Below are 14862 nucleotides of genomic sequence, written 5' to 3'. Positions count from 1 at the left end.
GGCTTAGCCATCCAAAGGTGAACCGTTTTAGCTAACGCCCTCAACGCCTGCTGCACAGAGCCCCACCACACCCTTCGTTGATAAAAAAATCTCCCTTTTTCAACGAATTCCGGTATAGTGCGCGCCGGCCTTTAGCCGGGCCGCGTCACGGTAGCGCAATTCCCCGGAGCCAGCTTCGGTTGCATGTCCGCACAACGGATGCTTCCACGACGTTCTTTTTCATTCATTCGTTTTCGCAAATCCCCGCCGACAAAGCAGCCAGGGCGACTCTTGAGTCTCAACACGGCATGCGCAGCTTTGGAGCATGGGTCTTTGCGGATGCACTTAGAGGCAGACCCATGACCCAGGAAACCGGCGGCTTCGCCGCTTTTAATCTCAACCCGAACATTCTTGCTGCCGTCATTGCGACTGGCTACGAAGAACCTTCGGCTATTCAGCAGCAATCGATCCCGATCATCATGGCCGGCCACGACATGATTGGCCAGGCGCAAACCGGTACGGGTAAAACCGCTGCGTTCGCCCTGCCGATCCTGCATCGCATCGATCCTGCCAAGCGCGAGCCGCAAGCCCTGATCCTGGCGCCAACCCGTGAGTTGGCGCTGCAAGTAGCAACCGCTTTCGAAACCTACTCCAAGCAGATGCCTGGCGTTACCGTTGTGGCCGTTTACGGCGGCGCCCCGATGGGCCCACAACTGAAAGCAATCCGTAATGGCGCGCAGATCGTTGTCGCCACCCCGGGCCGTCTCTGCGACCACCTGCGTCGTGACGAGAAAGTCCTCGCTACCGTGAACCACCTGGTTCTCGACGAAGCGGACGAAATGCTCAAGCTGGGCTTCATGGATGACCTGGAAGTCATCTTCAAGGCCCTGCCAGCGACTCGCCAGACTGTTTTGTTCTCGGCCACCCTGCCGCAATCGATCCGTGCCATTGCCGAGCGCCACCTGCGCGATCCGCAACACGTGAAGATCCAGACCAAGACCCAGACCGTTACCGCGATCGAGCAGGCTCACCTGCTGGTTCACGCTGACCAGAAGACTTCTGCCGTTCTCAGCTTGCTGGAAGTGGAAGACTTCGACGCCCTGATCATGTTCGTGCGCACCAAGCAAGCGACCCTGGACCTGGCCAGCGCCCTGGAAGCCAAAGGCTACAAAGCCGCTGCGCTGAACGGTGACATTGCCCAGAACCAGCGCGAGCGCGTGATCGATTCCCTCAAGGATGGCCGTCTGGACATCGTTGTGGCGACCGACGTTGCTGCCCGTGGTCTGGACGTTCCGCGCATCACCCACGTGTTCAACGTGGACATGCCATACGATCCGGAATCCTACGTCCACCGTATCGGCCGTACCGGCCGTGCCGGTCGCGAAGGTCGCGCGCTGCTGCTGGTGACTCCGCGTGAGCGCCGCATGCTGCAAGTGATCGAGCGTGTAACCGGTCAGAAGGTCGCGGAAGTTCGCCTGCCGGACGCCCAGGCCGTTCTCGATGCCCGCATCAAGAAACTGACCAACAGCCTGTCGCCGCTGGTGGCTGACGCCGAATCGACCCACGGTGATCTGCTCGATCGCCTGACCGCCGACATCGGTTGCACCCCGCGTGCCCTGGCCGCTGCCCTGCTGCGCAAGGCTACCAACGGTCAGGCGCTGACCCTGGCGGCGATCGAGAAGGAACGTCCACTGGTGCCGAACAGCGCGCCGCGTGGCGATCGTCCCGAGCGTACCGGTGATCGTCCGGACCGTGGTGATCGCGAGCGTCGCGCGCCGATCCCGCTGGGTGAAGGCCGTGCCCGCTGCCGTACCGCGCTGGGCGCTCGTGACGGCATTGCCGCCAAGAACCTGCTGGGCGCGATCCTCAACGAAGGCGGCCTGGCCCGCGAAGCGATCGGTCGCATCCAGGTGCGTGACAGCTTCAGCCTGGTGGAACTGCCGGAAGAAGGCCTGGAGAAGTTGCTGACCAAGCTCAAGGACACTCGCGTAGCTGGCAAGCAGCTCAAGCTGCGTCGCTACCGCGAGGATTGATCGGCCCGCAGGCTGATTGATCGAGCATGAAAAAATCCCCGACTGGTTCGGGGATTTTTTTTGCCTGTTATCTGGTGTTCCTGCCGGGGGAGCGGTGTTGAAGCCAATCGCGAGCAAGCTCGCTCCCACAGGGGATTTGTGAGGCCGAAAATCCAATGTGGGAGCGAGCTTGCTCGCGATTGGAGCGACTCGGTCTGCTGGTCAATCAAACCGATAAATGTCCATCCCCAACGTTCCCATCGTGAACCCTTCATGGGCAATGCTGAATTTCCCACCCGCACCCCGGGCAAAATACAGCGGCAGCAGGTGCTCGTCGCTGGGATGGCTACGCACCGCACTGGGGGCCTGGCGGCGGTAATCATGCAACGCGAACTCGTCGTTGGCCGCCAGTTGCGCCACTATCCAATCGCGGAATGCCTTGGCCCAGGGCTCGATGCTGTCAGGGCCGGCGTTCCAGTCCAGATCCCCCAGGTTATGCGTGATGCTGCCGGAACCGATCAGCAGGATGTCCTGTTCGCGCAGTCCTGCCAGGGCCCGGCCGACCTGCGTCTGCAGTGTCGGGCCGCGCTGGCTGGGCAGGGAAACCTGTACCACGGGAATATCGGCCTCGGGGTACATCAACGACAGCGGCACCCAGACGCCATGGTCCGATGGCCGCCCTGTCTCCAGGCGTACCGGCAATTGCGCTGCATTGAGCAGTTCGGCGACCTGCGTTGCCAGCAGGGGATCGCCTGGCGCCGGATATTGCACTTCGTACAACGCTTTCGGGAAGCCACCGAAGTCATGCCATGTACGCGGTCGCGGGTTGGCGCTGACCAGCAGTTCATTGCTCTCCCAATGGGCGGACACAATCACGATGGCCTTGGGCTTCGGCATTTGCGCGGCCAGGCGAGCCAAGGCCGGGCCGCTCTCGCCGGGTTCCAGAGCAAGCATCGGTGAACCATGGGAGATAAACAGGCTGGGCAGCATGGACGGGCTCCTGAGCGTTAAGATGGGTTCATCTTCGGTCAGGTCAACGATCGAAATCTAATATAAGTTTTAACCCGTTTTGATCGAATTTATGGAGCGATTCCCATGGACCCCGAGTTTTGGCACAAGCGTTGGTCAACCAACCAGATCGGTTTTCATCTGCCGGAAGTGAACCCTTACTTGCAGCGTTTCTGGCCACAGTTGGGATTGCCTGAAGAAACTCGAGTATTGGTGCCCTTGTGCGGCAAGACGCTGGATCTGCTGTGGTTGGCGCAACAAGGTTTTTCCGTGCTGGGGGTGGAGCTATCGGAAAAGGCCGTCACTGATTTTTTCCAGGAGCATCAGCTTGAGCCAAACGTGAGTGAGGAGGGCGCCTTCAAGGTATTTCGTTCTGGTGCCATCGAGATCCGCTGCGGTGATGTCTTTGCGTTGACGCCTTTGGACGTCGCGGATTGCGCGACGTTGTATGACCGTGCGGCACTGATCGCCCTGCCTGCACCGATGCGCGAGCGTTATGCGGCCCATCTGCAGAACATAATGCCGGACTGCGTCGGCCTGCTGATTACCCTGGACTACAACCAGGACGAGATGCCTGGGCCGCCGTTTTCGGTAGGACATGAAGAGGTGCAGCGGTTGCTGGGCGGGGCTTGGCAATTGCAAGTCCTGCAGGAGCAGGATGTGCTGGGCGAGAGTTGGAAGTTCTTGCAGGCGGGCGTGAAGCGGCTGGATGAGCGGGTATATCTGGTGTCCAGTCGTGGGGTGCGCTCAATGACCCCGTCCCGGACGGGCCCGCTGCCGCTTTTGACTTAGCAGGCAAAAGAAAACCCGCATCGCTGCGGGCTTTCTTGTATCAGTTGGCGGTTAGCCGCGACGACGCAGTGCGTCGATTCGCTCTTCCAGCGGTGGGTGGCTCATGAACATGCGAGCCAGGCCCTGCTTGATGCCGCCGTTGATGCCGAAGGCATTCAAGGTATCGGGCATGTGCACCGGCAGGCCTTGTTCGGCGCGCAGGCGCTGCAGGGCGCCAATCATGGCGCTGGTGCCGGCCAGGCGCGCACCGGCGTCATCGGCGCGGAACTCGCGTTTGCGCGAGAACCACATGACGATGGCGCTGGCGAGGATGCCCAGGACCAGCTCGGCGAAGATGGTCGCCACGTAGTAGGCGATACCCTGGCCTTCTTCGTTCTTGAAAATCACCTTGTCGACAAAGTTGCCGATGATGCGGGCGAAGAACATGACGAAGGTGTTCACCACACCCTGGATCAACGCCAGAGTCACCATGTCGCCGTTGGCGACGTGGCCGATCTCGTGGGCCAGCACAGCTTTCACTTCATCTGGCGAAAACCGTTCCAGCAGGCCCTGGCTGACGGCGACCAAGGCGTCGTTCTTGTTCCAGCCGGTGGCGAAGGCGTTGGCTTCGTACGCCGGGAAGATCCCGACTTCCGGCATCTTGATCCCGGCTTCACGGGACAACTGCTCGACGGTCTGCAGCAGCCATTGTTCGTGACGAGTGCGCGGCTGGCTGATGATCTGGGTGCCGGTGCTCATCTTCGCCATCCACTTGGAGATGAACAGCGAGAAGAGGGAACCGGCAAAACCGAACACCGCACAGAAGATCAGCAGCTGATTGAGGTTGAGATCAACCCCGTTGGCCGCCATGAACCCGTTGAAGCCGAAAAGGCTCAGGGTGATGCTGGCAATCAGCACGACCGCCAGGTTAGTGGCCAAGAACAGCAGGATGCGCATCATGGTGGTAGCAATCTCCTCATGCTAAAGATGTAGCGTTATGCGGGGTATATAAGGTGCTGCCGCAGGCTATTCAACTCGCCTTCTATTTCAAACTGTGTCCTACAGCGGTCCTCATTGTTTGAAAGACTTTTCTGAAAGTTGCGCCGGAAAAGAAATGTGGCCGCTGCGCCCCGTGAACGTTGCGTCTCGTCGTCCATCGGACAACGAGTCCCCGCGTCAGAAACCTGCGGAGGCAGGAAAATGGATATGTTGCTGAATCAAACAGAGTGCGAGGCGAACGCCCCGCACTCCGTCTGGCTCATTGACGGTAGGATTTGAGGAAATTGCCGATGCGGCCAATGGCCTGATCGAGGTCGTCAACCCGCGGCAGGGTCACGACGCGGAAATGGTCCGGCCATGGCCAGTTGAACGCCGTTCCCTGGACGACCAGCAATTTCTCCGACAGCAGCAGGTCGAGGACGAATTTCTCGTCGTTGTGTATCGGGCAGACCTTCGGGTCGATTCGCGGGAAGGCATACAGCGCACCCATCGGTTTGACGCAGCTGACGCCGGGGATGTCATTGAGCAGTTCCCAGGTGCGATTGCGCTGTTCCAGCAAACGGCCCTGGGGCAGGACCAGGTCGTTGATGCTCTGGTAGCCACCCAACGCTGTCTGGATCGCATGCTGGCTCGGCACGTTGGCGCACAGGCGCATGTTGGCCAGCATGTCGATGCCTTCGATGTAGCTCTGAGCGTGGTGCTTGGGGCCGGAGATGGCGATCCAGCCGGAGCGGAAGCCGGCGACACGATAGGACTTGGAGAGGCCGTTGAAGGTCAGGCACAGCAGGTCCGGTGCCAGCGAGGCGGTGCAGACGTGCACGGCGTCATCGTAGAGGATCTTGTCGTAGATCTCGTCGGAGAACACCACCAGGTTGTGCTGGCGGGCCAGTTCGAGCATGCCCAGCAGCACCTCGCGGGAATACACCGCGCCGGTCGGGTTGTTCGGGTTGATGATCACCAGGGCCTTGGTATTCGGGGTGATCTTGGCCTTGATGTCCGCCAGGTCAGGGAACCAGTTGGCCTGCTCGTCGCACAGGTAATGCACCGGGTTGCCGCCGGACAGGCTGACGGCGGCGGTCCACAGCGGATAATCCGGCGCCGGCACCAGCACTTCGTCGCCGTTGTTGAGCAAGGCCTGCATCGACATCACGATCAGCTCGGACACGCCGTTGCCCAGGTAGATGTCCTCGATGCCGATGCCTTCGACCTGCTTCTGCTGGTAATACTGCATCACGGCCTTGCGCGCACTGAACAGGCCCTTGGAGTCGCTGTAGCCTTGCGCGGTCGGCAGGTTGCGGATGACGTCCTGGAGAATTTCATCGGGGGCTTCGAAACCAAAGGGCGCCGGGTTGCCGATGTTCAGCTTGAGGATGCGATGGCCTTCCTCTTCCAGGCGTTTGGCGTGCTTGAGCACCGGGCCGCGAATGTCGTAGCAGACGTTGGCGAGCTTGTTCGATTTGCTGACCTGCATGGCGATGTGTTCCCGAAAATGAACGATCCAGGCGGCGTATGAACTACCGTACTGGGGATCCTGCGTCTGTGCCCGGGCCGGACGCGGTAGATGCGCCACAATCCATTTGAATGCGCATGACGTGACTGCCAGACTGGCGCCTGACGAGGCGCAATCATACGTGCCGCCCGATCTGCGGAAAAGCGTCGGATCGGGCTTTTTCAATTGCCGAGGTAGGACGATGGAAAAGTTGCAGAAAACCCTTGAAGAATGGCGTGAGATGCTCGACCCGGAGCAGTACAACGTCTGTCGCCTCAAAGGCACCGAACGCCCATTTTCCGGCAAGTACAACGCGACCAAGACCGACGGCATCTACCACTGCATCTGCTGCAACGAGCCGTTGTTCGATTCGACGACCAAATTCGATTCCGGCTGCGGCTGGCCGAGTTTCTACGCCCCGATCGAGGGGAGCGCGGTGGTGGAGGTGCGAGATGTCAGCCACGGCATGATTCGCACCGAGGTGGTCTGCGCCAGATGCGACGCGCATCTGGGCCATGTCTTCCCTGACGGCCCACCGCCCACTGGCTTGCGTTACTGCATCAACTCGGTGTGCCTGGATCTCGTGCCTCGCGAGTAATCGGCACAGTCTTTGTGGTGAGGGGATTTATCCCCGCTGGGCTGCGAAGCAGCCCCATTCTTCTGTGTGCAGAGCGAGGTATCCAACCTTCCAGGGTCGCTTTGCGACCCAGCGGGGATAAATCCCCTCGCCACAGGACTCGGTTTTGCAGCTAAATTAAATTGCACACAATTTAATTGCTCGCTATCTTCGGCATCCTACTTCCCTCTGGAGCCGTCCCATGTCCGACAATCTGCTGAGCATTCCCTGCACCACCATCAAGGGCGAGCAGAAGACGCTCGCCGATTTTGCCGGCAAGGCCGTGCTGGTGGTCAACACCGCCAGCCAATGCGGCTTCACCCCGCAGTACAAAGGTCTTGAGGCTTTGTGGCAATCCTACAAGGACCAGGGCCTGGTGGTGCTGGGCTTTCCTTGCAACCAGTTCGGCAAGCAGGAACCAGGCAACGAAGGGGCGATCTCCGAGTTTTGCGAGCTCAACTTCGGCGTGAGTTTTCCGTTGTTCAAGAAGATCGATGTCAACGGGGCAAACGCCCATCCGCTATTTGTCCAGCTCAAGCAGCGGGCGCCCGGTGTGCTGGGGTCCAAGGGCATCAAGTGGAATTTCACCAAGTTCCTGATTGGCAAGGACGGCCAGGTGGTCAAGCGCTTCGCCCCGACCACCAAGCCCGAGGATCTCACCGGCGAGATCGAAGCCCTGCTGAAATGAGCGACCTGTCAGTCGATTCGCTGAAGCTCGACAGCCAGTTGTGCTTCAAGCTGTACGCCGCATCACGGGCGGTGATTCGTGGCTACAAGCCGATGCTCGATCAGCTTGGCCTGACCTATCCGCAGTACCTGGCGATGCTGGTGCTGTGGGAATGGCAGGACAACTCCCCGGAGCAGCCCACGGTCAAGGCGCTTGGAGAGCGTCTGCTGCTGGATTCCGGCACGCTGACACCGTTGCTCAAGCGCCTGGAGCAACTGAGTCTGATCCGCCGCCAACGCTCGGTCCAGGATGAGCGAGAGGTACATTTGAGCCTGTCGGATGCGGGCCGCGCCTTGCGCGAGCAGGTCGGCCCGCTCAAGGCGCGCCTGCTGTGCGACAGCGGGATCGATCTGGATCGCGTGGGCGAGTTGCGCGATGGCCTGGATCACCTGCTCAAGCAGATCAAAGGGCTGACGTAGTCGGCACCCACTGGTCCAGCAATGCCGCCAGTTCCTCGCGACGGAACGGCTTGGACAGGTAATCGCTCATGCCGGCGGCCCGGCAGCGTTCGCGTTCCTCGGGCATCGCGTTGGCCGTCAGCGCGACGATCGGCAGGTCCGGCCAGCGGCCGCTGCGGCGAATCTGCCGGCTGGCTTCGTAACCATCCATGACCGGCATGTTGCAGTCCATCAGGACCAGGTCGAACGCTTGCTGTTCGAGCTGGTCCAGGGCTTCGGCGCCATGGGCCGCGACCACTACCTCACACCCCAGCTTGACCAGCATGCCCTTGGCCACCAGTTGGTTGACCGGGTTGTCCTCCACCAGCAGCACCCGGCCACGCCGCGAGGGCGCCAGTGCTTCGATCTGCGCGTCGTTGATGGTCGTCGCCTCGCTTTGCAGGGCCCGGCGCAGGATCTGGTAAAGCGCGTGGCGCGCCAGCGGTCGGGCCTGCTGCAGCAAAGGCGCGAGGGTGGCGGCTTCTTCGCTGGGCATGAAACTGCCATAGGCGGTGACGAGCAGGATCGGGGCGTCGAAGGTCGGGCGTAAATTGAACAGGCATTCCGGGCAATCGGTGATCAGGATGTCCGGCTTGAGCCCCAGCAGCCCGTCGTCCACGGTGCGCTGTATGTAATCCAGTCCCCAGACCGGCAGCAACATGCCCAGCAATTCGGCCAGCCCGCTGTTGGCGGTGGTGATGGCGACCACGTTGCCCCGCAAGGTCTCGACGGGCGCGGCCGGGCTGTGGGCGGGCAGCGGCAGGTCGGCGCAGAACTGGCTGCCGAAGCCCGCCTCGGAACTGATCGTCAACCGGCCCTGCATCGCCTCGCAGAGGTTGTAGGTCAGTGCCAGGCCCAGCCCGGTGCCGCCGAACTGGCGGGTAATGCCCGCGCCGGCCTGGGTGAACGGCTGGAGAATCCGCGCCTGGTCCTCCTGGGGAATGCCGATGCCGGTGTCCCAGACCTCGACCCGCACGCCGCCTTCATAGTGATTCAATCGCACATCGACCCGACCGAAACGGGTGAACTTCAACGCGTTGGAAAGCAGGTTGCTGACGATCTGGCGAACGCGGGTCGGGTCGCCCAGTACCTGGGCTGGGAACTGCGGATCGATCAGACACGCCAGTTCGACGCTTGGCGCCGCGTTCTGCGACAGCAGGTTGGCGGTGTCTTCGACCAGCGCGCCAAGGTCGAACGGGATACGTTCGAGTTCCAGTTGGCCGGCGTCGAATTTGGACAGATCGAGAATGTCGTTGAGCAGCTCGACCAATACCTTGCCGGAGTCATGCGCTATCGACAGCTGTTGTTGTTGCTCGGCCGTCAACGGGCCATCCAGGGACAGGGCGATCATCCCGAGCAAGCCATTGAGGGGGGTGCGGATCTCATGGCTCATGTTGGCCAGGAACGCGGAGCGCGCGTCAGCCATGTCGAGGGCGGTGCGCCGGGCAATATCCAGCTCCTCGTTGGACTGGCTGAGCCGGGCATTGATGGCCTTTAGCTCGGCCGTGCGCGCCGAAACGATATTCTCCAGTTGCGCCAGGTAATCGGTCAGACGATTTTCAGCCGCGCGCCGTTGCTGGATTTCAGTGGAGACATTCTCGAACTGCTGGTTGGCGACCGAGACCAGCACGCCGATTTCGTCGTGTTGGTGGCCGGAAGGACATTCCAGCGGGCGCTGTTCGCTGCTGCCCGGGTCGCGGCTGCTGAGTTCGCGGATGACCCGCACCAAGGGTTTGGTCAGCATGACATAGAACAGCGCCAGCAGCAGGCCGGTCAGGATCAGGCTGCGGGCGAAACCGTTGAGCAGTGTCACCTCGGCCCGGCGCAGGAAACGGCTGCCGAACGCATAGGTGTCTACATCCAGTCGCAGCACGCCGAGGGACTCGCCCGGCGAATGATTCAGGTAGAGCCGGTCTTCGAACTGTCGTTGGGCGCCAAAAAGCGAGTCGCTGATAAATCGGTAACTGCTTTGCAGCTCGGGTCGCTTGACGCTGGCCAGCACCGTATTGTTGTTATCGATCAGTTCGGCGCCGACGATGGCCGGCGAGCGCAACAGGCCCAGGGCCAGTTCCTGGGCAAGCTCGGCATCGATGTTATAGGCGATGCGCGAGGCCGGGTTGTGGCTGATTTCCAGCAACGAGAGGATTTCACGGTTGATCGACGCGTCTTCGCTGGCATAATCGATGCCGATCTGTACCAGGCTTAGGAAGGTGCCCAGCACGAAACCCACCATGACGGTCAGTCGAGCCTGTTTGTACGACAGCCGTTGGGTGAATCTGATGTCCATGGGATGGTGAACCACTTACGTTTCCCTTCGCCGGTCAAGCATAGCTGATCATTTCCGAATACCGGTGCGGCCGGTTTGCATTGTCTGAAACAGACCCGCAGCTGGCCTCGTCGTTTCGTCGCTGTAGCGTCATCATTACCGTGAACTTGTCCGAGGAAAAGACGTGGACGCCCGATTGAATGCTTTTCTTGAGCGCGCCGATGCGGTGCTTGCCCGTATCGAGCCCTTGTTGCCCGCTCCGCGGCCCGACATCGACTGGAGCCAGACCCTGGCCGCCCGCTGGCAACGCGACGGGCGCAGCGGCTTCCTGATGCCGTTGACGGTCAGCCTCGACATGCGCCTGTCGGACCTGATCGGTGTCGACCGTCAGGTTGAACAACTGGGCCGCAACACCCGTCAGTTCATCGATGGCATGCCGGCCAACCACGCTTTGCTCTGGGGCTCGCGCGGCACCGGCAAGTCGTCGCTGGTACGGGCCTTGCTGGCTGAGCATGCCGGGCAGGGCCTGCGCTTGATCGAGATCGAGCGTGACCACCTGGCCGATCTGCCCCGGGTAGTCGAGCAGGTGGCAAAACTGCCCCAGCGTTTTGTGCTGTTCTGCGATGACCTGTCGTTCGAGTCCGGCGAAGGCGACTACCGCGTGCTCAAGAGTGTGCTCGACGGTTCCCTGGAACAGGCGCCGGACAATGTGCTGCTGTACGCCACCTCGAACCGCCGTCACCTGGTACCGGAAAAGGAAAGCGACAACGAGAACTGGAAACGGGTCGACGGCGAGCTGCACCCCAGCGAGGCGGTGGAAGACAAGATCGCCTTGTCCGACCGCTTCGGGTTATGGCTATCGTTCTATCCATTTACCCAGGAGCATTTCCTCGATGTGGTAGAGCATTGGATCGGCGAGCTGGCGGCCAAGGCCGGGCTCGACTGGCAGCGTGACGAAGCACTGGATGTGCAGGCGGTGCGCTGGGCAACCGGACGTGGCAACCGCAACGGACGTTGCGCCTATCAATTTGCCCGTTATTGGGTGGGCCTCAAACTCCTGGAGCACAAAGCATGATCGATTTGACCCACACCGGTGACGGCCTCGAAGGCTACGGCCTGTTGTCGGCACAGCTGCAATCGTTGCTGGCGGATGAACGCGACTTCATCGCCAATGCCGCGCAATTCTCGGCTTTCCTGTTCAGTCAGTTGGAGGGTCTGAACTGGGCCGGTTTCTACCTCAACCGCAGCGAGGAATTGGTGCTGGGGCCGTTCCAGGGCCAGATTGCCTGTGTGCGCATTCCCTTCGGTCGTGGTGTCTGCGGCACGGCGGCGGCGACTCGCCAAACCCAGCGTGTCGAAGATGTCCACGCGTTTCCCGGGCACATTGCCTGCGACAGCGCCTCGAACAGCGAACTGGTGGTGCCGCTGGTCAAAGAGGGACGACTGATCGGCGTGCTGGACCTGGACAGTCCGAAACCGGCGCGCTTCACCGAGCACGACCAGGCCGGCATCGAGCAACTGGCGGCAATCTTCCTGCGGCTGACCGATTGCTGATCACGCCTTCAGCCCGGCATTGACCAGCAGGCTGCCCGGGTCGATCTCATCGATCTGGCTCGGGTCCAGGAACTCATCGGCATAAAGCAAGTAGATTCGCTCGTCGACAAACAGCTGGAACAGCTCGGGATCGATGTGGGCGTCGCGGCACATGGTGGCCATGATGCCGAGGGCTTCACTCAGTTTCTTGGCTTTTTTATACGGGCGATCCGCTGCGGTCAGCGCTTCGAAGATATCGGCAATCGCCATCATTCGAGCCGGCAGGCTCATCTGCTCGCGCTTGAGTCGCTTCGGATAACCGGTGCCATCCATTTTCTCGTGATGGCCGCCAGCGATTTCCGCAACGTTTTCCAGGTGGCTGGGGAAGGGCAGCTGGCTGAGCATCAGGATCGTCTGCACCATGTGGTGGTTGATCACATAACGTTCTTCGCGGGTCAGTGTGCCGCGCGTGATGCTGAGGTTGTAGAGTTCGCCGCGGTTGTATTTCCAGCGCGGTACATCGAGCTGGAAGCCCCATGGGTTGTCTGCCGGAATCAGCTCGGCTGCATGCCGCTCGATCAAATGCTCGGGTTTGTCCGCCAGCAGCGATTCAGTCACCGGAAGCGTCGGCGAAGGTGTGCGCGCCTGGCGTCGGCTTTCCTCCCAGGAAACTCCCAGACGATCATCCAGGGTGCGCGTCCACGTGCGCTGGGCGATGCGTTGCAGACGCTGCAGATCACGCTCGGCCATGGCTTCGGAGCCCAGGTTGCAGCGTGCGACAAAGGCAAAGTCATCATCGAGGGCGGCCAGCGTCGCGTCGCGCTGGCGGGCCAGGGCTGACGACTCGCCACCGGTTGCCAGGGCCTGCCAGTAATTGATCCAGGCGTCGCGCTTGAGTACCTCGAAGCGGGTACGGATTTCATGGATCCGGTCGTTCAGGGTTTCCAGCTTGGTGGCCTTGTCCACTACGTACTCGGGTGTGGTGACCTTGCCGCAGTCATGCAGCCAGGCAGCGATGTGCAGCGCTTCCCATTCATCGTCCGTTGGCCGGTAGGCGTCGAACGCCGGTGCCTGGCTGGCGGCCGCGGCCTGGGCGAGCATCAGCGTCAGGGCTGGCACTCGCTGGCAATGGCCGCCGGTGTAAGGGCTCTTGGCATCGATCGCCCCGGCGAGCAGTTGGATGAATGAGTCCAGCAGCTGCTTTTGCCTGGCTTGCAGGCGCTGGCTTTCGATGCTCACCGTCGCGGTGCCGGAAACGGCCTGGAGAAAGGCGATGCGGTCCGGCTGGAGTTTCTCCAGGTCGGCTTCAGCGCCGCTGTCTGTGATCAACAGCAACAAGATGCCAACGGTTTCCTGATGGCGGTTGCGCAAGCGGATGCCGATCAGGTGCACGCGCGGGGCATCCAGTTCCAGCAGGACGCTGCGCAAATCGGCAGCCTGCTCGAAGCCCAGCGAGGACACCAGGGTCTCCGCGGTGGCCAGTTCCTGTAACCACGGCGGGCTGTCCGCGCCATTCAGTGCGTAGCCTCGCAGGGCGAAGGCTTGCAGGTCCCGAGGCGTCCCATCGATCACCAGCCCGTAGGGCTTGACTTGCTCCTCGTCGTGTTCGCGCAGATAGATCAGGCCGGCCTGGGCCTGGCCGATTTTCACCGTCTCGAACAACACCCGCTCCAATAGCGGGGCAAAGCGGGTTTCAGCGCGCAGGCTGGCCGTGATCTCGAAAAAACTCGCCAGGGTTTCTTTCATGCGTGCCATCGAAACACCCAGTTGATCGACCTCCAGCACCGGAGAACGGCGGGACACCGGATAGTTGAAGTCGAAGCTGCGAATGGCGTCGGCTTCCTTGACCAGTGCGCGCAAGGGCTTGACCAGGATTCGCGAGGTCAGCCAGCCGAGGGGCAGGCACATCAGCAACGTGGCGAGGGTAATCAGCGCGCCTTGCCAGCGCAGGCGATAGGCATCGGCGAGCAGTTCGTCCTCCGGCACCAGCAAGGCCAACTCCAAACCCTGCGGCCCGCCCTCCTGCATGTGGCTGCGGGAAACGATCCAATGGCGTCCGGCCGCTTCCAGGCGTGGCGTGTCAGTGTGGTCATCGAGCGCAGCGGCGATGGCCGGGGCAAGGTCACGCGCCTTGATCAGGCGGGACGACTGAATGTCGGCGATCAACCGGGGGCTGTCCGGATAGCCCACCGCGTTGCCTTGGGGATCGATCAGGACAATTTCGGTGCCGGCGCTCACCTTGTGCTTGGCCAATGTCTGGGACAGGGCGGCGAGGGTCAGGTCAGCGCCGATGACGGCCTGCTCGCCGCTGCGCCGCGCAAGGGTGGTGCCGATGTTTCGGGTGGAAAAGAACACGTAGGGTTCGGTGGTGATCTGTTCATGGCTGTTCAAGGCGCTACGGAACCAGCCCCGGCTCCGCGGATCGTAGGTTTCGTCAGGATGTTGCAGGCGGCTGAGAAGGTTAAGGTCCCGGTCATAGAACAACGATTGCGAGCGAACCAGGCCTTCGTTGCCGGCGCGCTCAACGGTCCAGACCTGATACAGCGCGCCGACCGGTGCCTTCATCGCAGCCCTCAAGGCATCGGTGCGCAACGGCCGGACCATGAAAAACTCGCCCTTGCTGTCACCCAGGTACAGCGACGCCAGGTTCGGGTTGTCTCGCAGCGCCTGGCTGAAGGGCACGAGCAGGTCCAGCCGTTGCGCCATCCCAGGCGCACGCGTCGCCGGGTAATCGGCCAGCAGGCCCAGCAGATGACGGATCGGTTCGTAGGTGTCGTACAGGTCCAGGCGTACGTCCTGTTCAATTCGATTGAACAGCTTTTCGCTGCTGGACAGGATGATCTGGGTGGTTTGCCGGTAGTTGAAGACGCCCAGCACGACGCCGGTCAGCAGCAGGAGCAGGGTAAACATCACGCTGATATGGACGTGCAGGGGAAACCGGCGTTTTTCCGGACGCGGTGCGCTGGGCATATCCGTCACTCCAAGTGTTCGGGGGGAGATCGCCCCCTGATACGCACTGCTGAGC

The 14862-nt window shown here is 61.5% G+C and carries 12 protein-coding genes; 7 read left to right on the top strand and 5 right to left on the bottom strand.

Annotated features, from left to right (window positions below):
* The first annotated feature begins 338 nt into the window (after positions 1-338).
* Entirely contained in the window at positions 339-2012 is a 1674-nt protein-coding gene (locus tag J3P86_RS18035; RefSeq protein ID WP_305499776.1) for a DEAD/DEAH box helicase, read from the top strand.
* Positions 2013-2213: 201 nt separating this feature from the next.
* On the opposite strand, the gene J3P86_RS18030 is transcribed toward J3P86_RS18035, so the two are convergent.
* A complete protein-coding gene (locus J3P86_RS18030) occupies positions 2214-2981 on the bottom strand; it encodes a DODA-type extradiol aromatic ring-opening family dioxygenase (protein ID WP_434698569.1) in 768 nt (255 codons plus the stop codon).
* Between the two features lie 105 nt (positions 2982-3086).
* Here J3P86_RS18030 and J3P86_RS18025 point away from each other — a divergent pair, with 105 nt between their 5' ends.
* Entirely contained in the window at positions 3087-3791 is a 705-nt protein-coding gene (locus J3P86_RS18025) for a thiopurine S-methyltransferase (protein ID WP_434698567.1), read from the top strand.
* Positions 3792-3842: 51 nt separating this feature from the next.
* On the opposite strand, the gene htpX is transcribed toward J3P86_RS18025, so the two are convergent.
* The gene (htpX, locus tag J3P86_RS18020; protein WP_003183732.1) at positions 3843-4730 is read right to left on the bottom strand and encodes a protease HtpX; all 888 of its coding nucleotides are present in this window, start codon (positions 4728-4730) and stop codon (positions 3843-3845) included.
* Positions 4731-5028: 298 nt separating this feature from the next.
* Positions 5029-6240, bottom strand: coding sequence for a pyridoxal phosphate-dependent aminotransferase (locus tag J3P86_RS18015; RefSeq protein WP_018603142.1), 1212 nt, complete (start codon positions 6238-6240; stop codon positions 5029-5031).
* A gap of 220 nt (positions 6241-6460) precedes the next feature.
* Between J3P86_RS18015 and msrB the strand changes: the two genes are divergently transcribed.
* The 3 genes from msrB to J3P86_RS18000 all read left to right on the top strand — a co-directional run bounded on the left by msrB (position 6461) and on the right by J3P86_RS18000 (position 8020).
* A complete protein-coding gene (msrB, locus tag J3P86_RS18010) occupies positions 6461-6856 on the top strand; it encodes a peptide-methionine (R)-S-oxide reductase MsrB (protein WP_434629465.1) in 396 nt (131 codons plus the stop codon).
* 220 nt (positions 6857-7076) lie between these two features.
* Entirely contained in the window at positions 7077-7562 is a 486-nt protein-coding gene (locus tag J3P86_RS18005) for a glutathione peroxidase (RefSeq protein ID WP_434698566.1), read from the top strand.
* The gene (locus J3P86_RS18000; RefSeq protein WP_434698565.1) at positions 7559-8020 is read left to right on the top strand and encodes a MarR family winged helix-turn-helix transcriptional regulator; all 462 of its coding nucleotides are present in this window, start codon (positions 7559-7561) and stop codon (positions 8018-8020) included. The genes J3P86_RS18005 and J3P86_RS18000 overlap by 4 nt, the downstream gene beginning before the upstream one ends.
* On the opposite strand, the gene J3P86_RS17995 is transcribed toward J3P86_RS18000, so the two are convergent.
* The gene (locus J3P86_RS17995; protein ID WP_434698564.1) at positions 8004-10325 is read right to left on the bottom strand and encodes a response regulator; all 2322 of its coding nucleotides are present in this window, start codon (positions 10323-10325) and stop codon (positions 8004-8006) included. The genes J3P86_RS18000 and J3P86_RS17995 overlap by 17 nt on opposite strands.
* A gap of 163 nt (positions 10326-10488) precedes the next feature.
* On the opposite strand from J3P86_RS17995, the gene J3P86_RS17990 reads away from it, so the two are divergent.
* On the top strand, positions 10489-11379 hold the full coding sequence (locus J3P86_RS17990) for an ATP-binding protein (protein ID WP_434601395.1): 891 nt from the start codon (positions 10489-10491) through the stop codon (positions 11377-11379).
* Positions 11376-11858 (top strand): GAF domain-containing protein, encoded by a 483-nt coding sequence (locus J3P86_RS17985; RefSeq protein ID WP_434629478.1) that lies wholly within the window; start codon positions 11376-11378, stop codon positions 11856-11858. Before J3P86_RS17990 ends, J3P86_RS17985 begins: the two co-directional genes overlap by 4 nt.
* Here the strand turns inward: J3P86_RS17985 and J3P86_RS17980 are convergent, their stop codons facing one another.
* The gene (locus tag J3P86_RS17980) at positions 11859-14807 is read right to left on the bottom strand and encodes an HD domain-containing phosphohydrolase (RefSeq protein ID WP_434629481.1); all 2949 of its coding nucleotides are present in this window, start codon (positions 14805-14807) and stop codon (positions 11859-11861) included.
* Positions 14808-14862: the final 55 nt, after the last annotated feature.

Origin of the sequence: Pseudomonas sp. D1-1 (assembly GCF_051132225.1) — a bacterium.
In the GTDB taxonomy this organism is placed as follows: Bacteria; Pseudomonadota; Gammaproteobacteria; order Pseudomonadales; family Pseudomonadaceae; genus Aquipseudomonas.
This window is presented reverse-complemented; position numbering and strand designations above follow the sequence as displayed.